The sequence below is a fragment of the Pseudomonas sp. GNP013 genome, assembly GCF_054343995.1.
In genome coordinates, this window is the sequence record NZ_JBTGUT010000001.1 from 1,387,685 (window position 1) to 1,407,677 (window position 19,993).

Consider the following 19,993-nt stretch of genomic DNA (forward strand, 5'->3'; position numbering starts at 1 on the left):
TCAGCTCTGCGGGGAAAGCCCGGGTGTTTGATCCGCTTCGTTCGCCAGCCTTTCCCGCTCGGCCTTGCTGATGTATTTGTCTTTGCTTTTAGGCGCCAATTTGGCATTGGCCTTCTTCGCCTTCGCCTTGAAAAGTTGCTGCAGTTTCTTTTGACGGTTCATGGTTTCCAGTCCGGATGTGTGCAGGCGCGGATGATAGCAGTTTGAGTTGGCATGACCGCTGGCTGGTCGGGCTCAAGTGGTTTACCTGGCTTGATTGCGCGACGCGATCCAACCTGGAAACAAGCGTTAATAGAATCGATAAGCAGCCACTACACGGGCTGGACTAGGTTTTTTTGACCGGTACGCACCGGCATCTAAAATCCACTAGCATTGGCAAGGAGTAGCCGATAGGCTACAACTGATACTGTGACCAATTTGATCGGCAGGACGCCAGAGTTCGATACATGGCTCGAAATCAAACGGGCAAAAGAGATTCTTGATGCCCTGAGAGGTCAGTGAGATGAGCGAGTCAAAATTCAAGCCAGAGGACATGCCGATCCTCGACCTGGACACTACCGGCACCCGCACCTATGAAGCTTCGCGCTTCCTCGACAGCCCGGAATCCATCAGTGCTTACCTGGCGCACAGCATGCAGGCCAATGACCCGCAGTTGCTGATGAAGGCGCTGGCCGAGGTCGCTAAAGCGTTGGGCGTGAGCAAGGTGGCAGAGGCAGCCGGGGTGAACCGAGAGAGTCTGTATAAAACCCTGAAGGGCGGTAGCAAAACGCGCTATGAGACTGTCCAGAAATTGATGGCGGCGCTGGGCGTCGAGCTGACGGTGCGGCCAATGGCTGCACCTGCCAGTCAAAAAACGGTACGGGCCAAACAGGCCGTCGCCGGCGATTCATGATCCAAAGGACCCACAGTTGAACGAACACACATTATCCCGGCGCCTTGAGCGCGTGGCGGCGCAGGTGCCGGCGGGGGCGCGCCTGGCGGACATCGGTTCCGATCACGGTTACCTGCCGGTGGCGTTGGTGCATCGCGGGGTGATCACGGCCGCGGTGGCAGGGGAGGTGGCCGAGACGCCCTTTCGGGTGGCCGAGCGCAGTGTCCGTGAGAAGGGGCTGGAGCCGCTGATCAGGGTGCGCCTGGCCAGTGGGCTGGCGGCCATCGAACCGGATGACGGGATTACCGCCATCAGCCTGTGCGGCATGGGCGGGGAGACGATTCGCGACATTCTCGACGCTGGCAAGGCACGTCTCACCGGCCAGGAACGCCTGATCCTGCAGCCCAATGGCGGTGAGCAACCGCTGCGTCGGTGGCTGATGGACAACCGCTACCGAATCCTCCACGAGGAACTGCTGCACGAGAACCGTTTCTACTACGAAATCATCGTTGCCGAACGTACTGGGCCGGTCGCCTATACGCCCGAACAACTGTACTTCGGCCCGCTGAACCTGCAGGCGCGCAGCCCGGTATTTTTCGCCAAGTGGCAGCGTCTGTTGTGCCTGAAGCAGCGCACCCTCGCAGGCTTCGAGCGAGCGTTGCAAGGGGGCCCGGAACACAGGCTGCAAGCACTTCAACGGCAGGTGCGATGGATCACCGCCTTGCTGGCGTAACACCTCGCCATGATCAGCGCATTCCCACAGGGCGCCGCACCAATCCGGTGCCCGGTTACAGTGTGCGCCACACACTGAGTGCTTTCGCCCCAATTTTGCGCACCTCCCACGGGGCGGCTCCTCGCCACACCGCCAATTCCGGGCCTGTGGCCAGCGGCCCATATCTTGCTTGTGCCAGCCCAATCAATGACATGGCATTTTGCCGTTAGTCGTTTCAAGGCTTCGCCTCGCCGTGCACGGTGTGGGTTGTTCCAGGAGTTGTCGGCAATGCACAGTCTGTTATCACCCGGTATGCGCCTGCTCGGGCGCTTCGGTTTTGCGCGCAAGTTTCAGATTCTATTCCTCCTGTTCATGCTGCCGCTGGTCGGCAGCCTGTGGATGATCGCGGCGGACTACCGCGAGAAAAGTGCGGTGATTTCCAGCGAAAAGTCCGGCGTTCAGCAACTGTTGGCCATGGACTCCCTCGACAGCCAACTCACCGCCCAGCGCAACCTGGCCGCGCGGTGGAAAGCGGTGGACCTGCTGCGCGAACCCACCCCGGCAGCCAAAGCGGCGATGGACAAGGTCGATGCCTTTAACCCCATGATCCAGCAGAGCCTGCAAGCCCTGGGCGACACGCTCGCTGCCCAGCAGGCCAGCGCCGAAACCCTGGCCCGGTTTACGGCGTTGCAAGCGACGGTCAAAGGCATGGACACGCAATCCCTGCGCACCGTCGGCTGGTGGCCGGACGGCTACGACCGCTTCACTTCGGCGCTGACCGCGATGCAAGGCCTGCGCGAGCAAATCGCCCTCGACACCGGCCTGATCCTCGACCCGTGGCTGGAAACCTACCTGTTGATGCAGATCTCCACCCAGCAGACGCCGGACTTGATCGAGCGCGTTGGGCGCATGGCCAGTGTGGGGCAGTCGTCCATCGCGTCCGGGCAGTTCACCCTGCAAAGCCGCTTGCAGATGCGCGACCTGCGTAGCCGCATCGGCGACGCGCGGGACCAGTTGGTCAAGGCCGCCGCCTCGCTCAAGGCCAAGCCCTATGCCGGTCTCGAGGCGTGGAGCGCGCAGTACGATAACAGCCTGCAACTGCTCGACAGCGAACTCAAAATCCTCGACGACGGCGTGTTCGGCGGCACCATCAAGCTCGACAGCGCCGCCTTCGACCGCAGTGTCGACGCCATGCTCGGCGGCCTCGGCGCGCTGCGCAACCAGTCGCTGAACTCGCTGGACGCGCGCCTGAACTATTACCACGCCCGTTCCCTGCAGCAATTCGTGCCGGTGGCGGCCACGTTCAGCCTGCTGGCCCTGGCGGCGCTGTACCTGTTCATGTGCCTGCAGGCCTCGATTCAACGCAGTGCCAGCGGTATCACCACGCTGGCCGAGTCGTTGCGCGACGGCAACCTGTGCGTGGAAGTGGCGGTGCAAGGCCGTGACGAACTGGCCGCCATCAGCGCCGCGCTCAACGTTGCCGTGGCGCAGTTGCGCACCAGCCTGCTCGGCGTCAACCACGAGACCCAGCAGCTCGGTTCGGCGGTGCTGACCCTCAATGCCCAGTCGGGCAGTACCCTCAACGAGGTTGAAGACCAGCAGCACCAGATCAGCCAGATCGCCGCCGCTGCCACCCAACTGGCGGCCACGTCGATGGGCGTGGCCAGAAGCTGCGAACAGGCATCCGGCAGCGCCCAGCAGACCCGGCGCATCGCCGAAGACAGCAGCCGCGACAGCCAGCGCACCACCGCCAGCATCCAGCAACTCAACCAGCGCCTCACCGACACCGCCAACGCGCTGGAGCAGGTGAGCCAGCAGGGCCAGCAGATTCAGTCGGTGGTCGACACCATTCGCGGCATCGCCGAACAGACCAACCTGCTGGCGCTCAATGCGGCCATCGAAGCCGCGCGCGCAGGGGAGCAGGGCAGGGGCTTTGCCGTGGTAGCCGATGAAGTGCGCAGCCTGTCGCAACGCACCCAGGCCTCCACCGCGCAGATCGCCAACACGGTGGACAGCCTGCGCGCCACGGTCAGCCAGGCCGTCAGCCTGATGGGCGCCGCCTGCGAGCAGGCCCTCACCGACGCCGAGTCGGTCACCGGCCTGGGCACGCGCCTGGGTGAAATCGCCGGCGCGGTGCAGAACGTCACCGACACCCTGGCGCAGATCGCGGCTGCAGTGGAAGAACAAGCCACCACCGCAGATGAAGTGAGCGGCAATATCCAGCAGGTGGACCAGGCGGCCGGGCGCTTGCTCGACGGTGCACGGGCGGTGAACCAGGCGGCGGATACCTTGAGCAGAGGCAGCCGCGCCTTGAGCGACAACACCGCGCGGTTCCGCCTGGGCTGAGGCTGCGGATGAACCTTCGAGGGTTACGGGGCTCACTTGTTAAGTCGCCCTGTGCCCTTGCCGAAAGGAATCCGCATGCCTTCAACCCCGCCAACATCCCCTTTGCACGGCCCCGTCGAACGTGAACTCAGCCCGCGCGCGGTCATTACCGGAGTCGTGCTCGGCATCCTGTTGACCCCCTCCAATGTCTACGCCGGCCTGAAGATCGGCTGGTCATTCAACATGTCAATCATCGCCTTGCTGGTCGGTTACGCGATCTGGCAAGGCCTGGCCAGGCGCTCCAGCACGGCACTGCCGTGGACGCTGCACGAGAGCAATATCAACCAGACCGTCGCCTCGGCGGCGGCGTCGATCATTTCCGGCGGGCTGGTGGCGCCGATCCCGGCCTACACCTTGCTCACCGGCCACCAACTGGACCCGATTCCGATGATCGCCTGGGTGTTTTCGGTGAGCTTTCTGGGCATCTGGATTGCCTGGTACCTGCGGCCTTCGTTGCTCAATGACAAGGCGCTGAAGTTTCCCGAAGGCATGGCCACCCTGGAGACCTTACTGCACATCTACAACCACGGCCGCGAAGCCGCGATACGCTTGAAAGTGCTGCTTGGCGCGGCGTTGCTGTCCGGGCTGGTCAAGTGGGTGGATACCTTCATGTGGGCGTTCCCGCGCTGGTCGCCGAGCGTGCAGCTCGAACGCCTCACATTTACCGCCGACCCTTCGCTGTTGCTGCTCGGCTTTGGCGGCATCATCGGCTTGCGCGTGGGCCTGACCCTGTTGCTCGGTGCGCTGCTCGCCTGGGGCGGGCTGGGGCCGTGGTTGCTGGCGCAGCATCTGGTGAGCCTGCCCGAGGGCAGCCGTGGCCCGCAGTTCGCCGTGCTGGTGGAATGGCTGCTGTGGCCGGGCGTGAGCCTGATGGTGTGCTCGACCCTGGCCTCGCTGGCGATCCGCCTGTGGGCGTTGCATGCCTCGAGCAAGGCCGGCGGCGGTACGCCCTGGACCCTGCCCAGGCCCGGGCCGGCGGTGGGTTTCGTGCTGTCGATCATCCTGGTGGTGAGCCTGCAGGCGCTGCTGTTCGGCATCAACCTGGGCATGGCCCTGCTGACCATCCCCCTGGCGATTTGCCTGGCGGCCGTGGCGGCGCGGGTGGTGGGCGCCACCGGCATTCCGCCGATCGGGGCGATCGGGCAATTGTCCCAGTTGAGTTTCGGCATCGTCGCGCCGGGGCAGGTGCCGATCAACCTGATGAGCGCCAACACCGCCGGTGGTTCGGCCGGGCAGTGCACCGACCTGATGAACGACTTCAAGGTGGGCAAGGCGATTGGGGCGACGCCACGCAAGCAGATGATTGCGCAGATCCTCGGGATCTTCGTCGGCAGCATCGTCGGCGTGTTTGCGTACCTGGCGCTGATCCCCGATCCGCAGGGCATGCTGCTCACCGAGGAGTGGCCGGCACCGGCCGTGGCCACCTGGAAAGCCGTGGCGCAAACCCTCACCCATGGCCTGGATTCACTGTCGCCGAGTATTCGCTGGGCGATCGGCATCGCCGGCCTGATCGGCGTGCTGCTGGGCGTGCTCGACAGCACCTTGCCGGCCCATCGCGCGCGCTACCTGCCGAGTGCCGCCGCCCTGGGCCTGGCGTTTGTGCTGCCGGCCTCGGTGTCGTTGATGATGGCGCTGGGCGCGGTGCTCACCTGGCTGGTCAGCCTGCGCTGGCCGAGTGTGACGCAGCGCTTTGCGATCACGGCAGCAGCGGGGTTGATTGCCGGTGAGAGCATCACCGGCGTCGGGGCGTCGTTGTGGCAGATGTTTCGCTAAGCCGGCAGATCCGATGTGGGCGTGAGATATTTCAGCCAATCCCATTCCTGTGGCGAGCGGGCTTGCCCTAATGCCGTTCAGTTAAGGAAAATGTGTGGGCTTATTGTGGCGAGCGGGCTTGCCCCGCGTTGGGGTGCGAAGCGCCCCCAATCGAGCAAAACGCGGTGTACCTGATACGGCTCAGCGCCTGGCTTTGGGGGCTGCTGCGCAGCCCAACGCAGGACAAGCCTGCTCGCCACAGGGGAGCTGCGCTTAACTGACTGGCATTAGGGCAAGTCCGCTTGCTACAACGGACCGGCTCTACGCCTCACTTGGCGAACGCATACTCGCCACCTTGCTCCACCGCCTTGCGATACGCCGGCCGCGCCTGGAAGCGCTGCACCCACGCCGCCAGGTTGGGGTAAGCCTGCAACTTGCCCTGGGCCTTGGCGATTTCGCCGATAAAACTCATCTGGATATCCGCGCCGCTCAACTCATCCCCCAGCAGGTAGGGCGAGTTTGCCAGGGCGTTATCCAGATACCCCAGGTAATTGGCCACTTCCGACTCGATACGCGGATGCAGCGGCGCGCCCGCTTCACCCAGGCGGCCCACATACAAATTAAGCATCAGCGGCAACATGGCCGAACCTTCGGCAAAGTGCAGCCATTGCACGTACTGATCGTAGCTGGCACTGCCGGCGTCCGGTTGCAGGCGGCCGGCGCCGTGGCGGCGGATGAGGTAGTCGACAATGGCGCCGGACTCGATCACCACGTTGCCACCGTCCTCGATCACCGGCGACTTGCCCAGCGCATTGATTGCCTTGAGCTCCGGCGGCGCCAGGTTGGTTTTCGGGTCGCGCTGGTAACGCTTGATCTCGTACGGCAGGCCAAGCTCTTCCAGCAGCCACAGGATGCGCTGGGAACGTGAATTGTTGAGGTGATGGACGGTGATCATGGACGGCTCCAGAGTAGGGGGGTGTGCAGGAATGGACTGTCACAGGGCCGCAGAGTGCCCCGGGATCGCCCAGGGCGTTTACAACTGTTAACTTTTTTAAGCGGCCATTCGCTTTAGGCTATGCGCGTGCCCCCAATCTGTGAAGAACCCGCCACCATGAAACTGCACGCCGTTGTCGCCACCTTCCTTGCCTTCGCCGCCTTCCAGGCGTACGCCGCCGCGCCGATCACCCATGTCGCCATCTACCGGGGCCCGGCAGGGTGCGATGACTGCTCGGAAAATGTGAAAAGAGCCCTGCTGCGCCTCAACCCCGGCTACCAGGTCGACTTCGTCGGCGCGGACGAGGACATCGACATCACCGCGCAAACCCTCGCGCGTTACGACCTCTACGTGCAGCCAGGCGGCGGCCAGGACATTCCCGGCGCGCTCGACAGCCTGGGCGACGAGCGCGCCGAGGCTATCCGCAACTATGTGGCCAAGGGCGGCCGCTACCTGGGCCTGTGCATGGGCGCCTATCTGGCGGACGACAACAACCTCGGCCTGATCCCCGACGCCATCGACACCGAAGCCGGTCGTCCAGGCTTTGAAGTCAGCGGCATCGACGACGCAGCGGTGCGCGTCACCTGGGCCGGCAAGCCGGACTACGTGTTCTATCAGGACGGGCCGTACTTCCCCACATCCACCGCAGCCACGCCTTACCAGACCCTCGCGACCTACCACAATGGCGACGTCGCGGCCGCGCGCTACACCTATAAAAAGGGCGTGGTGGTACTCAGTGGCCCGCACCCGGAAGCCGGGCGCGAGTGGTTCGAGAACGCCGATATCCCGCTGGACAAAATGCCCCGTGGCGACCTGTTCGGTGCGTTGATCCGCAGCGTTCAGGAGTAACGCCGCCAGCGTCACGGGCGGCCTGCGCTTTTGTGCATGTCGACATCAGGCACGATCGTGACGTACTCAGGCCTTTTCGCCTGGCTCTGCGCCCGTATGGTGGTGCGCAATTGGGTCGCAGAGCACAACAAAAACAATGATTAACCTCAACTCCAAGGATTCCAGCGGTCAGTTGGCGCAGGGCTTCAAGCCACGCCATGTGACCATGCTGTCGATTGCCGGCATCATCGGCGCCGGGCTGTTTGTCGGTTCCGGGCATGCCATCGCGGCCGCCGGGCCCGCGGTGTTGCTGGCGTACCTGGCCTCCGGGTTGCTGGTGGTGCTGGTGATGCGCATGCTTGGCGAAATGGCGGTGGCGCGGCCTGACACCGGCTCGTTCTCCACCTATGCCGACCAGGCTATCGGCCCCTGGGCCGGGTTCACTATCGGCTGGTTGTACTGGTGGTTCTGGGTGCTGGTGATCCCGATCGAAGCGCTGGCCGCCGGACATGTGCTCAACCAGTGGTTCCCGCAGGTGGACGCCTGGCTGTTCGCGCTGCTGTCGATCATCCTGCTGGTGATCACCAACCTGTTCAGTGTGGCCAAGTACGGCGAGTTCGAATTCTGGTTCGCCATGGCCAAAGTGATCGCCATCGTCGGCTTTATCGGCCTGGGCTTCAGCGTGCTGATGGGCTGGATTCCGCACCGCGAAGCCAGCGGCCTGAGCCGCCTGATGCAGGAACACGGCGGTTTTGCGCCCAATGGCCTGTCGGCGGTGGTGGGTGCGTTTATCACCATCATGTTCAGCTTTATCGGTACGGAAGCGGTGACCATCGCCGCCGCCGAATCGAGCAATCCGGCGCAGAACATCGCCAAGGCCACGCGCTCGGTGATCTGGCGCATTGGCGTGTTCTATCTGCTGTCGATCTCCATCGTGATTTCGGTGGTGCCGTGGAACGATCCGCTGCTGGCCTCCGTGGGCTCTTATCAGCGTGCGCTGGAGTTGATGAATATCCCCAACGCCAAATTCATGGTCGACCTGGTGGTGCTGATCGCCGTGGCCAGTTGCATGAACTCCTCGATTTACATCTCTTCTCGGATGCTGTTTTCCCTGGGCAAACGCGGCGATGCGCCGCGTGCGCTCAAAGCCACCTCGGCGGCGGGCGTGCCCCGGGCGGCGGTGATCGCGAGCACCATCATCGGTGCGGGCATCACGCTGCTGAGCTATTTCATGCCGGCCGGGCTGTTCCAGTTTCTGCTGGCAAGCTCCGGCGCCATCGCGCTGCTGGTGTACCTGGTGATCGCGGTTTCGCAATTGCGCATGCGCCGTTTGCTGCTGCGGCAGAACGTTGAGCTGACCTTTCGCATGTGGCTGTTTCCCTGGCTTACCTACCTGGTGATTGTGTTCATCTGCCTGGCGCTGGGGGTGATGATGGTGACGCCGGACCACCGCCTGGAAGTGTCGTCGACCATTGGCCTGGCGCTGGTGATTTCGTTTATCGGCCTGATCACCGCGCGCCAGCACGGGTCGGCGGTCACGCCGGTGGCGCTGGAGCAGTCCTGATCAGCCGCTGGGGAGTGACTGCCATGGCACCTGATGCGCCGGCCTGCCAGACCATCGGCTTTTTGCTGCTGGACCAGTTCACCCTGATTTCCCTGTCCTGCGCGGTCGAGCCGTTGCGCATGGCCAATCAACTGGCCGGCGAGGAGCTGTACCGCTGGCAGACCCTGAGCCTCAACGGCCAGCCGGTGTGGGCCAGCGATGGCGTGGCGGTCACGCCGGATGCGTCCACCCGCGACCCGCTCAGCCTCGATGTGGTGGTGGTGTGCGGCGGCATCGGCATTCAACAGGCCGTGACCGCCGAGCATATCGCCTGGCTGCGCAACCAGGCGCGTCTGCATTGCCGGCGATTGGGCGAGGTGTGCACCGGCAGTTGGGCGCTGGCCCTGGCGGGGCTGCTCGACGGCTTCCAGTGCAGCGTGCATTGGGAGCTGATGGCCTCGATGCAGGAAGCCTTTGCCCGCGTTACGGTGAGCACCAGCGTGTTCAGCCTTGATGGCAACCGTTTCACCAGCTCCGGCGGCACCGCGCCGCTGGACATGATGCTGCACCTGATCAGTCGCGATCATGGCCATGAACTCTCGGCGGCGATCTCGCAGATGTTCGTGTACGAGCGCATTCGCAATGAACGCGACCAGCAGCGCGTCCCCCTCAAACACCTGCTCGGTACGCAGCAGCCGAAGCTGCAGGAGGTGGTCGCGCTGATGGAAGCCAACCTGGAAGAACCCATCGAACTGGACGACCTGGCGGCCTACGTGCAGGTCTCGCGGCGCCAATTGGAGCGCATGTTTCAGCGTTATCTGTTTTGCACGCCGTCGCGGTACTACCTCAAACTGCGCCTGACCCGCGCGCGGCAACTGCTGATGCAGACATCCCTGTCGATTGTCGAACTGGGGGTGATCTGCGGCTTCGTGTCGACGCCGCATTTTTCCAAGTGCTACCGCGATTTTTTCGGCGTTGCCCCCAGCGACGAACGCGCCGACATGCGCCTGCACCCGCCACTCGCCTCACCGCCCCCGCTGCACGCTTCCGCGCCGGCAACCCCCAGAAGCACCCTGGAACAGGCACGCGACGAACCGACCTTCGCCAGCGTGCGCATTCAACGGCGCTGATGATCACCACGCTGGAATCTGCGTGGCTAGCGAGCTGGTTGTGGCGAGCGGGCAAGCCCTAATGCCGTTCAGTTAAGCGCAGATTCCCTGTGGCGAGCAGGCTCGTCCTGCGTTGGGCTGCGCAGCAGACCCAAAACCAGACGCTGAGCCGTATCAGGTACACCGCGTTTTCCTTGATTGGGGGCGCTGCGCACCCCAACGCGGGGCAAGCCCGCTCGCCACAAGACCGACCCCAATCAAATGTGGGAGCTGTCGAGCCCCAGCGAGGCTGCGATGGGATCGCTGCGGTGAACCTGCCGGACTGAGTCGCCTGCATCGCAGCCTCGCTGAAGCTTGACAGCTCCCACAGGGGTGATCGCCGTGCTGGCCGCCATTGAGAGGAGGGACGCGAGGGCTGCGGTTTTCAGAGGCATGAGCCAGGTTCTTTGCCGGAAAGGATATTTCTCCGACTGCAACGGGGCGGGCTTCGTTCAGCGTGCGCCGAGCTCAGCCCCGCAGCCTGTGGGTTACAACTGGAACTTGCTCACTTCATGCTGAAGGCTGGTGGCCAGGTTCTTCAGGCCGCCGCTGGTTTTGAGTAACTCCTGCACCGACACGTTGTTCATTTCTGCCATCTGCGCCGAGCGCTCAACGTTGCGCGCAACGTCCTGGCTGGCCATGGTCTGCTCACGCAAGGCGAAGGAGATCTGATCGACCACCTGCAACACTTTCTCCGAGCTTTCGCGAATTTCGACGATGGCCGCACCGGCGGTACCCGCCGTTTCCACGCCCTGGCTCACTTCGAGCACGCCACCGCGCATGCTTTCGACGGTTTCGCGTACGCCGGCCTGGATTTTCTCGATCATGATCGCGATTTCCTTGGTCGACTTGCCGGTGTTCTGCGCCAGCAGGCGCACCTCATCGGCCACCACGGCAAACCCGCGCCCTTGCTCGCCGGCCCGGGCCGCTTCGATGGCGGCGTTGAGCGCCAGCAGGTTGGTCTGGTCGGCAATGCCCTGAATCACGCTGATGATCGAGGAAATCTGTTCGGAGTGCTGGCCCAACCCTGCCACCTGAGTGGAGGAGTGCTGCACGGTTTTGGCAATGCCGTTCATGCTCGCCAGCGTATTTTCGATGACCCGCGCGCCGTCCTTGGATTGCTCGCCCGAACGGCTGGCAAGCTGGTGCGCCTCGTCGGCGTTTTCCGAGACGTGATGGATGCTCACGGTCAGTTCTTCAATGGTGGCGGCCATCATCGAGGCCGAGGTCGACTGCTCCTGAATCGCACCGGACAGTTGCTCCGACGCGCCGGAAATCTGCTGCACCGACACCACCAACTGGTTGGCCGCTTCGCTGATCTGTTGAATCATTTCCCGCAGGCGTTTCTGCATGCGGTCGAAGGCTTTGGGCAACTCGTCATGGCTGCTGGTGTCGATCACCGTATCCAGCTTGCCGTTGGCAATTGCGGTAGCGGCATCAATCGCCAGTTGCAGGCGCCGAGTAGTGCTACGGCCCAGGGAGGTGGCGAGGATCAACGACAACGCAGCCGACAAGATGCCGCCCACGATCAGGATCATCAGCGCCATGTGCTTGGCATCGATCATTTCCTGGCTTCTTTGCGCCAGCAGGGCGGTTTCGGTGGCGGTGATTTCAGCCAGGGTCGCACGCATGCTGTCCATCTTGGCCTTGTCTGCGCCGGCGGTGATGCGCGCGTCCAGTTCGTCATCGGGCAGTTTGCTTGCGGTGAGGCTTCTGCGCAGGGCGATGATCGGGTCGATGTCTTCGGCAAGCCAGCGCTTTTGCGTGTCGCCCAGACTGGCCAGGCGTTGCTGCTGCGCCGGGTTATCCGCCGTCAGGCGTTTGAGCAACTCCAGCTTCTCTAAAAAGCGTTTTTCACCGGCTACCAACGGTTCCAGAAAGTTGTCCTTGGACGCGATGACGAAACCGCGCATACCGGTTTCGATGTTGATCAACTGTTCCAGCGCCAATTGTGCGGCGCTTAATACTTCATAAGTGTGCACGTTACTATTTGTAGCATCTTCTACAGTTTCGAAGCCTCTATACGCGCTCCCCACCAATAAACCGATCAGTACAACGACTGCCGTAAAACTTGCATAAAGTTTTTGCGAAATGCTTAGTTTGCTGAACATGATGTTCGGTCCTGAAACGAGCCTATCCATGGCATATATAGTGGGATTGTTGTGTGTTTCGGGCAGGGATTAAGCGCTCCGTAATTAACTATCGGCCGTGCTGTTGTTAACTTTAGAGGCGGCCTGCAAAGGGGGGGATAGTTCGCTACTTTTTTGCTTTTTTTACGTCTTGTTCATTGATTCAACAAGCGCCTCTCGCCGCAGCGGGAGAGGCGCCTGAAATGGGCGATTTACCGAGCAATCATCCCGGCCGCCTGTTCGGTGGCTTCAGTGGTGCGCGTTGCCAGCTTGCGCACCTCGTCGGCCACCACTGCGAAACCACGCCCGGCCTCGCCGGCACGCGCCGCCTCAATCGCGGCATTCAGTGCCAGCAGGTTGGTCTGGCTGGCGATGCTCTGGATCGTCCCGACAATCTGCGACAACTGCGCAATGTTGGTTTCCAGCGTGCGCTGGTGCTCGCCCTCCGCCGCGCGCAACGCTTGCTGTTCATGCTGCAAGTGCACATCCACCAGCGCGCCCACCACCCGCAGTGGCGCACCCTGCGGATCGCGGCGTGTCTGGCCGCGCGCGCGGAACCAGCGGTATTCGCCACGCTTCATCTTCAACCGGTATTCGATATCAAACGGCGTTTGCCCGGACTTGTCATTCAAGTGCGCGCCAAACGCATTCAGGCTGCGCTCCTTGTCATCCGGGTGCAGCCGGGAGGCCCAGCTGTCCAGCACATCGGGAAACTCCTGCACCGTCTCAAAACCCAGCAGGCGTCGAAACTGAGGCGACCACCAGAAGGGATTCTTCGGGTTCACCGGGTCGCCGGCAATCACTTCCATGTCCCACAAACCGTCGGAAAGCATCTCCCGGGCCAGCTCGAAGCGGGTGATGATCACGTCGTGTTCCTGATCGCGCTGCAGCTGATCATGAATATCGCGCAACGCACCGGCCACACGGATCGGCGTGCCGCGCTCATCGCGCAGCGTTTCACCCTGGGCGTGAAACCAGCGGTAGGAACCGTCCTTCATCGCCAACCGATTGTTCACGTTGTACGGCGTGCTTCCCGACTTGTCGTTCAGATGCCGCGCAAAGGCATCGAGCGTCGCCTGCTTGTCCTGCGGATGCAGGCGATCGGCCCAACTGGACAACACGTTTGGAAAATCACGCTCGTCAGAGAAACCGAGCAGGCTGCGAAATTGCGGCGACCACCAGAAACGGTTCTTCGGATTGATCGGGTCGCCCGCCACCACCTCCATGTCCCAGAGGCCCTCGCTGGAGGCGCGGTTGACCAGGTCGAAGCGGATTTCGGAGGCCTGGGCGGAGGCGGCCGACTCGCGCAGCAATTCACGGGCAGATTCGAGTTCGTTTTCGAGCTGGGTGATGCGCGATTGCGCTTCACGGCTGGATGATTCAAGCACGGCCAGCGCATCAAGCACCGCTGGGGCGGTTGTGCGGCGATCGATATGAGGCTGCTGGCCGCTTTTGATCGCCGCTGTCAGTTGGTGCAGGGCGCGACGGTCACGGTGTAGAAAGGCAAAGATGGACATAGCGTAAAGGCTCAATAAGTGATGCGGGCCTCATCCATGGCACCTTGCCATCTATGTCGACAGGTTATTGAGAAACTGTACATTTATTTTGGTTTTGCATCGGTGTTTGACGCGTTGACTTGCTATTGGCGGGCACAGCCCCATAACTACCTGCATATCCATTCAGCGTGAGGGCAAACCATGACCAACCACACCGAAACCGCCATCCTCGCCGGCGGCTGCTTCTGGGGCATGCAGGACCTGCTGCGACGCTACCCCGGCGTGCTGCAAACACGCGTCGGTTACACCGGCGGCGACGTGCCCAATGCCACCTATCGCAACCATGGCGACCATGCGGAAGCGATCGAGATCGTGTTTGATCCGGCGGTGATCACGTATCGGCAGATTCTGGAGTTCTTCTTCCAGATCCACGACCCCAGCACGCCCAACCGCCAGGGCAACGACCTGGGGCCAAGCTACCGTTCGGCGATTTACTACCTGAGCGAAGCCCAGCGTGAGGTGGCCGAAGACACCGTTGCTGATGTTGATGCATCGAAGCTATGGCCGGGGCCGGTGGTGACCGAGATTGAACCGGCGAGGGAATTTTGGGAGGCCGAGCCGGAGCATCAGGATTACCTGGAGCGGATTCCTGATGGGTACACGTGTCACTTTGTGCGGGCGGGCTGGAAGTTGCCGAAGCGCGCCTGACCCGATGCCAGCCAGCATTGTGGTGAGCGGGCTTGCCCCGCGTTGGGGCGCGAAGCGCCCCCAATCAAAGAAAACGCGGTGTACCTGACACTACGCAGAACATGATTTTGGGGCTGCTGCGCAGCCCAACGCGGGGCAAGCCCGCTCGCCACAGGAACGTGGCTGCCTGAAACTTCAGGTTTAAAATCAATAAGTTATTTTATGTTTGATAAGAGCTGCGGTGCGACGATTCGACTTGCTCGCTCCAACAGGGGATCTGCGCTTAACTGAACGGCATAACCGCCATGTGCAATCGCTGGAGTTGGCGCACACCGAGCTGAAAGTGCTGAGCCGACAAGCCTTTAACCATTAACTTCCAGAGTGAAAGCGACGTTTCTGCCGGCTATTCCTATAGCTGCCAGCAAACCTTTCGTTTCACCCCACAGGTGGGGCAGGATTATGAGTTGATTCTCTTGGCAACGAAAAATGCAAGCGTGCACGATAAGTACTGGCGCAATACAATCACCGCCTGGACTTGCCCTCATAAGGAAATGAACCTTGCAACCCTTGATCCACCGCGCCGCATTACTGCGCGCCGAACTGCACCGCCCTCCGGCGTTCAACCTGTTCACCCTGCTGCGCAGCAGCTCCGATGAAGTGCGCCTGCACTCTCGCTACCTGGCCTTTTTGCTCAATCCTCAAGGCGCCCACGGAGCCGGCACCAAGCTGCTGCAATTGTTGTTGGCCGCGTTGAACATCGAAGGTTTCGACTGCACCGAGGTGACGGTCGAGGTCGAGTACCGCAATGTCGACATCCTGATCCGCAACAGCAAGCGTCAGGCAGTCATCATCGAAAACAAGCTCTACGCCGCAGATCAAGACGCGCAGCTTCACCGCTACCTGCAAACCCTTCAAGGCGAAGGCTGCCAGACCTACCCACCGCTCTACCTCACCCTGGACGGCCGCGACGCCGACCGGCGCAGTTGCCTGGGCATTGACTATCAGCGAATCAGCTACGCCAACGACATCCTGCCGTGGCTGGAGCAATGCCAGCAATGGGTTATCCGCGAAGCCGGCGTGCGCGAAAGCCTGCTGCAATACATCGACCTCGTCGCAACACTGACCTTCCAGAACCAGGGACACGCCTACATGGACGCGCTCAAACAGACACTGCGCCAAAACAACAACCTGCTGGTGGTACGCGACCTGCAAAAAGCGTTCGTCGAAACCCTGAAAGACCTGCAACTGGAATTCTGGCAAGCACTTGCCCAATGCATCAAAGAAAAATACCCCGAGTTGCCCAAACCCTCTGACGCGCCGACGGCGGAGGTGGTCGACCGCTACTACAGTGCCACTCGGGATAATCGCTGGTACGGTCTTTATTACGACTTGGGATTTGTGCCGGGCTCGGTATATATCGAACTCGATCACCGGTTTTATTGCGGCTATTACTGCGATGCGCTATCCCACCCGACTGCGCATGCCTGGCTGACGACGTTGACGCAGAAAGTGGTGAATAACGGCGTCGGCAGCGGTGGTTTGCTTTGGCGGTATACCACTGAGCTTAATATGAAGAATCCGAGTGATGAGGATTTGATGGTGTTGAACGAGCCGGTGAAAAGAGCGCAGGCGGTGGAGCGGATGGCGGATGATGTGTATGGGTTGTGGGGGGAGGCGCGGGCGTTGTATGGGATGGAGGGTTAAGCTGAAAAATTTCTTCAACAGCGGCCAGAAGCGGACGGTTAGAACCGGGTAAATAAACGGCCTCTCCTGGCCAGAAAAACTTGCCTCCTTAGCTCGTCTCAATACTCCGGTGGACGGCGATTAGGTCTGGCAAAAACTTCAGGCAATGCGCTGTGAAAAACTCTCGGGACTTATTGATCCGATACTTATCGAAAAGGCAATGCAAGGCCTGCTCAAGCTTTGAATAGTTTGTGGTTTCAAGCTGACTTACGATTTTGAAGCGAAAGGGCACACCCGTCGTGTAAAGCTGGGTAATGCGCTTTTCGACCGGACCGGTGGTGATCCCAATCTTGACTATCTCGATTTGATCAGCGGTATAGAGCCCGGTGGAGAGCACGTACAACGTGCCGATATCAGCCTCCAGCTTGGCGAGATCCTCACCCTCGATGAACTCATCATCCTTGATTTCGACTGATCCCGAATCCGGCAGAAGAGTCATCAGGTGAGGTCTTTGGCTTTTATCTGCAGTAATGTCTGAGGCGCCTCGGCAGGCCAGATATATTCGGGCCAGAACAGCGTGGTCAACGTCCTTGTAATTGCCGGCAGCAACGTTTTTCAAATGGCTTGGGGTGCCGACGTACAGGGGGTACTCAACCTTAACGATCTCTCGGATTTGCTGGGGTGTGAGACCTTCAGGATGCTGGCGAAGAATCTCGCGTACTACATCGGTGAAACTGAGTTCGGTCTGCATCTTCAATCCTAAATAATGTTGCGTTCCGTTGATGTGCTAGTGGTGTTGAGGTAGGGAGCATAGCCTGTGAGACCGCAGAATGGCGTGTTCTGAACCGGAGTTGACGTAGGTCAAGGGCAGCAATCGGCCAGAAGCGGTCATTCGATAGGAACTAACAATCTTGGCAATTAATCTGTGGATCATCAGCTTTGACACAACTCCGAGCAATAGTATTTGCCATCCTTTATAAAATCTTCTTCCGCAGGATGATAAAAGTCTTCACAGCTCGCGCACTTCCGAACCCAAGCGTCCGCGTCGCATTCAGTGCATTTGGCGGGATGCAATTGGTGGTGTTGCTGATTCCAGGCATCAATCAGATATGTTTTCTCGAAGCACACATTACACTCCATCAACCTCGCTTCATGCTCGATATTTATAGAGCTAAGACAACATAAGCAGACAATACAATCAACGTCCTGCCCCTCTTCTAGCACAAACAGCTCACTACTTATGACAGAGCGAGAATGGCAACGACTGCAAATAATCGGATAAACATCCCAAACCTCAGAAAGCTCAGAGCAAAATGCCTCAGCCCCACTTCGCCAAACGTCGACACTCGATACTTTCGGCGGAATCAGATGTTGCCTCATCAGTATCTCCCCCAACTCCTCATACGCAGTAACATGGATAAAAAAATTGGTTTTAACGATTATTTTCGCCAGCTCAGGATCCCATTCAGATCTCTGCCCTCTGTGAACTATAGAGTTTCTAGCCTGCATCAACTCTATAAACTCTTTTTTATTTCCAAAAGACCAAGACTTAGAAGAGTAGAAATAATTTAAGATCTCATTAAAACCTTTAAAATCCTCAATGGGCTTACCCGCTTTATGCTTCTGAATCTCTAGCACCTTACCTTTCGCCGTAAACAAGTACTTCAAGAAAAGCTCAAGGGCAATCTGAGAGTTCACCGCCGCGAGAACCAGATTCCCTTTTTTAATGTCAATATCCTTTAGAGTATCAAAAACAAACTCAGCAAATAGCAAGTAACTGCCTTTTAACTCTAGCGCCGTTGGTAATTTATTTTTCATATTTCCTCTAGGCCTGACAAAAACAATATTATCATCGAAGACGCTGGCATTAAAGTGTGATATCCGAGCGGAGATCGCCAAACTGGTGCCATAACCCGTTAAGCACCGCATGGGGAACAGCAATGCTCACAGGCGAGGCGCCGGTTAAGCTTGGACTATAAATGTTAAGTTTCAAACTATCAGAATGTTTCGCGACCGCCGATTCTCAAACATGACCTACTGAAAGTTTGAACTCAGCAACTTTGCTTCATTCTCGGTAATGTATTCGCCTGCCATGTCTAGCAATTTTTTTGCATCATGCGCTTGGGGAAAACCACCAAATTCCGACCGAATAGTTCTTAAGGTAGCATCTGGAATCTTTCTGGTAGCATTGTAAGCCTGCTCATATTTGTTGCCGGGCGTCTGTAGCGGACTATCCAAATAACGCATAGAGCAATAGCCCGCAATATATTCAGCGTACATCTCCTCGGCAAACTTTACTGCAACGCCTTCATCCAGCGTGGCGGCAATAATAGGCTGACCAATAGGGGCTGTTACTGGGTTTAGAAGATGAATCGTCTCGTGGCACACCTGATAAAAGGCACGTTCCCAGGTATCAAACATCATTCCAATTTTAATGCCGAAATCATGGTCTTCCAATAGGCCCATGATCCTAGAGTTCCTTTCCCGCTCATCTTGCATATAGAACGGTCGAGGGAAAATTCTGTTTCCTTCAAATTTCCCGTAGCGCTTCTCAGCACCTTTCATGAGCGCACTTTGCATACCGTACAGCGCAATTTTATTGTCTTCTGTCTCCAACCGTGGATCAGAATCTATCGAAAAAAAGGGGCTCGCAAGATGCTCGATTCCCCGATCTTGATCGCCATGTATACATCCACACTCATTCACTAGCCTCATCAGCACGTGAACAAACTGCTTTCCAGGCTCAGACATACATTCCCTCATTAGGCGAAGCGCTGACGGTATATAACATTGTATCATACACAAGACTCGGATCATTTTACCTAGGATTTCTGACATTACTGAACGACTTTCCGATGGGCCATATATACCGGTCGACCACCGGACGTAGGAATCGGCTTCCTGCTTCCTGACTCTTATAGAGCGCACGAGCCGCTTGATTGAGGTGCCATTCGCGCACTCGGCATAGGCTGGCCAGTTGCCGCTGGGATCGATTGTTGAGTGGGATGAGGCTCCCTTGTTGGTGCCGCGCTCCTTCATAGGTCCGACAAATCAGAAGGCACTCTGAGAGACTTGCAATAGGGTGTGATCTACCTAATTGAGCCTTGATTGGAATGCTAAGTTAGTCACTGAATAGGGGGAAGCATGAAAGTTAGAGGCTGCTATGGGTTGTTAGCTGTCGGTCGTAAACGGCTGCTTTCGGCCAGAAGCGGACAATTATGCAGGGTTAGCAACCCTTCCTTGTAGCTTGATGGCGTCTACGAAACTAGGGGCGATTTAAAGCACGCCGTTTTTCAGCAACCATCTGCATGTTTTGCCCCGTAGGTTGCTTGGTCCACAGTGTATTTTTCTCCAGCACTCGAGGAAAGTTGCTTAATGAGGCCTTTGCACGAGAAGCCCATCATATTGAGATACTGCTTCGCAGACTTCACCGCCTGCTGGTTCCAATCAATGTTCATGCTGTCCACTGCTATCGTAGCGTCAGAGACGTCGAAACCCTCTCCAGCATCAGATGAAAGCTGATGAATAAGCCCATTCCGTGAGAAGCCCGTCATGCTGAGATACTGCTTCGCTGATCTGACTGCATTATTTTGAGGTCCAGTCAAATCTCCAGCCCATGAGGGAGCAGCAGCAAAAAAAGTGACAGCCAATATTACTTTCAAAAAATTCATCGGAATATCTCCAGAACCCATGTAGCGTCTCTAACGGCCTTAAAATTCTTGTCTTACGGCTCAACTTTACATGACACGTCCCTTTGAGGGGACT

16 protein-coding genes and 2 pseudogenes are annotated in these 19,993 nt (G+C 59.2%); 9 read left to right on the forward strand and 9 right to left on the reverse strand.

Annotation, left to right across the window (positions count from 1 at the left end; genetic code table 11):
* Nucleotides 1-162 carry a DUF2986 domain-containing protein gene (locus ACXX81_RS06305; protein WP_209983274.1) on the reverse strand — a complete coding sequence of 54 codons (162 nt, stop codon included), beginning with the start codon at nt 160-162 and terminating at the stop codon, nt 1-3.
* 340 nt (nt 163-502) lie between these two features.
* Here ACXX81_RS06305 and ACXX81_RS06310 point away from each other — a divergent pair, with 340 nt between their 5' ends.
* From ACXX81_RS06310 to ACXX81_RS06325, 4 genes are all read left to right on the forward strand, one after another.
* Complete coding sequence (locus ACXX81_RS06310) at nt 503-892, forward strand: addiction module antidote protein (protein ID WP_322214115.1); 390 nt, start codon at nt 503-505, stop codon at nt 890-892.
* 16 nt (nt 893-908) lie between these two features.
* Complete coding sequence (locus tag ACXX81_RS06315) at nt 909-1,604, forward strand: tRNA (adenine(22)-N(1))-methyltransferase (RefSeq protein WP_458571366.1); 696 nt, start codon at nt 909-911, stop codon at nt 1,602-1,604.
* A gap of 267 nt (nt 1,605-1,871) precedes the next feature.
* A complete protein-coding gene (locus ACXX81_RS06320) occupies nt 1,872-3,929 on the forward strand; it encodes a methyl-accepting chemotaxis protein (protein WP_209983266.1) in 2,058 nt (685 codons plus the stop codon).
* Between the two features lie 75 nt (nt 3,930-4,004).
* Complete coding sequence (locus tag ACXX81_RS06325; protein ID WP_458571367.1) at nt 4,005-5,741, forward strand: OPT family oligopeptide transporter; 1,737 nt, start codon at nt 4,005-4,007, stop codon at nt 5,739-5,741.
* Nucleotides 5,742-6,048: 307 nt separating this feature from the next.
* Here the strand turns inward: ACXX81_RS06325 and ACXX81_RS06330 are convergent, their stop codons facing one another.
* A complete protein-coding gene (locus tag ACXX81_RS06330) occupies nt 6,049-6,675 on the reverse strand; it encodes a glutathione S-transferase family protein (RefSeq protein WP_209983262.1) in 627 nt (208 codons plus the stop codon).
* A gap of 156 nt (nt 6,676-6,831) precedes the next feature.
* Between ACXX81_RS06330 and ACXX81_RS06335 the strand changes: the two genes are divergently transcribed.
* The 3 genes from ACXX81_RS06335 to gbdR all read left to right on the forward strand — a co-directional run bounded on the left by ACXX81_RS06335 (nt 6,832) and on the right by gbdR (nt 10,215).
* Nucleotides 6,832-7,563 carry a BPL-N domain-containing protein gene (locus ACXX81_RS06335; RefSeq protein ID WP_209983260.1) on the forward strand — a complete coding sequence of 244 codons (732 nt, stop codon included), beginning with the start codon at nt 6,832-6,834 and terminating at the stop codon, nt 7,561-7,563.
* A gap of 136 nt (nt 7,564-7,699) precedes the next feature.
* Nucleotides 7,700-9,106, forward strand: coding sequence for an amino acid permease (locus tag ACXX81_RS06340; protein ID WP_231423094.1), 1,407 nt, complete (start codon nt 7,700-7,702; stop codon nt 9,104-9,106).
* Nucleotides 9,107-9,129: 23 nt separating this feature from the next.
* A complete protein-coding gene (gbdR, locus tag ACXX81_RS06345) occupies nt 9,130-10,215 on the forward strand; it encodes a choline metabolism transcriptional regulator GbdR (RefSeq protein ID WP_458571368.1) in 1,086 nt (361 codons plus the stop codon).
* Between the two features lie 506 nt (nt 10,216-10,721).
* Here the strand turns inward: gbdR and ACXX81_RS06350 are convergent.
* The 3 genes and pseudogenes from ACXX81_RS06350 to ACXX81_RS06360 form a co-directional block, all read right to left on the reverse strand.
* A complete protein-coding gene (locus ACXX81_RS06350) occupies nt 10,722-12,344 on the reverse strand; it encodes a methyl-accepting chemotaxis protein (protein WP_231423088.1) in 1,623 nt (540 codons plus the stop codon).
* Between the two features lie 239 nt (nt 12,345-12,583).
* A pseudogene (locus tag ACXX81_RS06355) lies at nt 12,584-12,790 on the reverse strand (methyl-accepting chemotaxis protein); the annotation flags it as partial.
* 78 nt (nt 12,791-12,868) lie between these two features.
* Nucleotides 12,869-13,879, reverse strand: a pseudogene (locus ACXX81_RS06360) (PAS domain-containing protein); the annotation flags it as partial.
* 180 nt (nt 13,880-14,059) lie between these two features.
* On the opposite strand from ACXX81_RS06360, the gene msrA reads away from it, so the two are divergent.
* Both msrA and ACXX81_RS06370 read left to right on the forward strand, forming a co-directional pair.
* Complete coding sequence (gene msrA / locus ACXX81_RS06365) at nt 14,060-14,566, forward strand: peptide-methionine (S)-S-oxide reductase MsrA (protein WP_458571369.1); 507 nt, start codon at nt 14,060-14,062, stop codon at nt 14,564-14,566.
* 537 nt (nt 14,567-15,103) lie between these two features.
* The gene (locus ACXX81_RS06370; RefSeq protein ID WP_458571370.1) at nt 15,104-16,249 is read left to right on the forward strand and encodes a PDDEXK-like family protein; all 1,146 of its coding nucleotides are present in this window, start codon (nt 15,104-15,106) and stop codon (nt 16,247-16,249) included.
* 88 nt (nt 16,250-16,337) lie between these two features.
* On the opposite strand, the gene ACXX81_RS06375 is transcribed toward ACXX81_RS06370, so the two are convergent.
* The 4 genes from ACXX81_RS06375 to ACXX81_RS06390 form a co-directional block, all read right to left on the reverse strand.
* Nucleotides 16,338-16,979 carry a GIY-YIG nuclease family protein gene (locus ACXX81_RS06375; protein ID WP_245229003.1) on the reverse strand — a complete coding sequence of 214 codons (642 nt, stop codon included), beginning with the start codon at nt 16,977-16,979 and terminating at the stop codon, nt 16,338-16,340.
* A 182-nt stretch (nt 16,980-17,161) separates the two neighbouring features.
* The gene (locus tag ACXX81_RS06380; protein ID WP_458571371.1) at nt 17,162-18,046 is read right to left on the reverse strand and encodes a hypothetical protein; all 885 of its coding nucleotides are present in this window, start codon (nt 18,044-18,046) and stop codon (nt 17,162-17,164) included.
* 216 nt (nt 18,047-18,262) lie between these two features.
* On the reverse strand, nt 18,263-18,979 hold the full coding sequence (locus ACXX81_RS06385; RefSeq protein WP_458571372.1) for a hypothetical protein: 717 nt from the start codon (nt 18,977-18,979) through the stop codon (nt 18,263-18,265).
* Between the two features lie 542 nt (nt 18,980-19,521).
* Nucleotides 19,522-19,899 (reverse strand): Ltp family lipoprotein, encoded by a 378-nt coding sequence (locus ACXX81_RS06390; protein ID WP_458571373.1) that lies wholly within the window; start codon nt 19,897-19,899, stop codon nt 19,522-19,524.
* Nucleotides 19,900-19,993: the final 94 nt, after the last annotated feature.

Excerpts from the sequence above, each read along its gene's own strand:
- ACXX81_RS06305 (WP_209983274.1), bottom strand. The coding sequence starts at position 162 with ATGAACCGTCAAAAGAAACTGCAGCAACTTTTCAAGGCGAAGGCGAAG.
- ACXX81_RS06310 (WP_322214115.1), top strand. The coding sequence starts at position 503 with ATGAGCGAGTCAAAATTCAAGCCAGAGGACATGCCGATCCTCGACCTG.
- ACXX81_RS06320 (WP_209983266.1), top strand. The coding sequence starts at position 1,872 with ATGCACAGTCTGTTATCACCCGGTATGCGCCTGCTCGGGCGCTTCGGT.
- ACXX81_RS06325 (WP_458571367.1), top strand. The coding sequence starts at position 4,005 with ATGCCTTCAACCCCGCCAACATCCCCTTTGCACGGCCCCGTCGAACGT.
- ACXX81_RS06330 (WP_209983262.1), bottom strand. The coding sequence starts at position 6,675 with ATGATCACCGTCCATCACCTCAACAATTCACGTTCCCAGCGCATCCTG.
- ACXX81_RS06335 (WP_209983260.1), top strand. The coding sequence starts at position 6,832 with ATGAAACTGCACGCCGTTGTCGCCACCTTCCTTGCCTTCGCCGCCTTC.
- ACXX81_RS06340 (WP_231423094.1), top strand. The coding sequence starts at position 7,700 with ATGATTAACCTCAACTCCAAGGATTCCAGCGGTCAGTTGGCGCAGGGC.
- gbdR (WP_458571368.1), top strand. The coding sequence starts at position 9,130 with ATGGCACCTGATGCGCCGGCCTGCCAGACCATCGGCTTTTTGCTGCTG.
- ACXX81_RS06350 (WP_231423088.1), bottom strand. The coding sequence starts at position 12,344 with ATGTTCAGCAAACTAAGCATTTCGCAAAAACTTTATGCAAGTTTTACG.
- msrA (WP_458571369.1), top strand. The coding sequence starts at position 14,060 with ATGACCAACCACACCGAAACCGCCATCCTCGCCGGCGGCTGCTTCTGG.
- ACXX81_RS06375 (WP_245229003.1), bottom strand. The coding sequence starts at position 16,979 with ATGCAGACCGAACTCAGTTTCACCGATGTAGTACGCGAGATTCTTCGC.
- ACXX81_RS06380 (WP_458571371.1), bottom strand. The coding sequence starts at position 18,046 with ATGAAAAATAAATTACCAACGGCGCTAGAGTTAAAAGGCAGTTACTTG.
- ACXX81_RS06385 (WP_458571372.1), bottom strand. The coding sequence starts at position 18,979 with ATGTCTGAGCCTGGAAAGCAGTTTGTTCACGTGCTGATGAGGCTAGTG.
- ACXX81_RS06390 (WP_458571373.1), bottom strand. The coding sequence starts at position 19,899 with ATGAATTTTTTGAAAGTAATATTGGCTGTCACTTTTTTTGCTGCTGCT.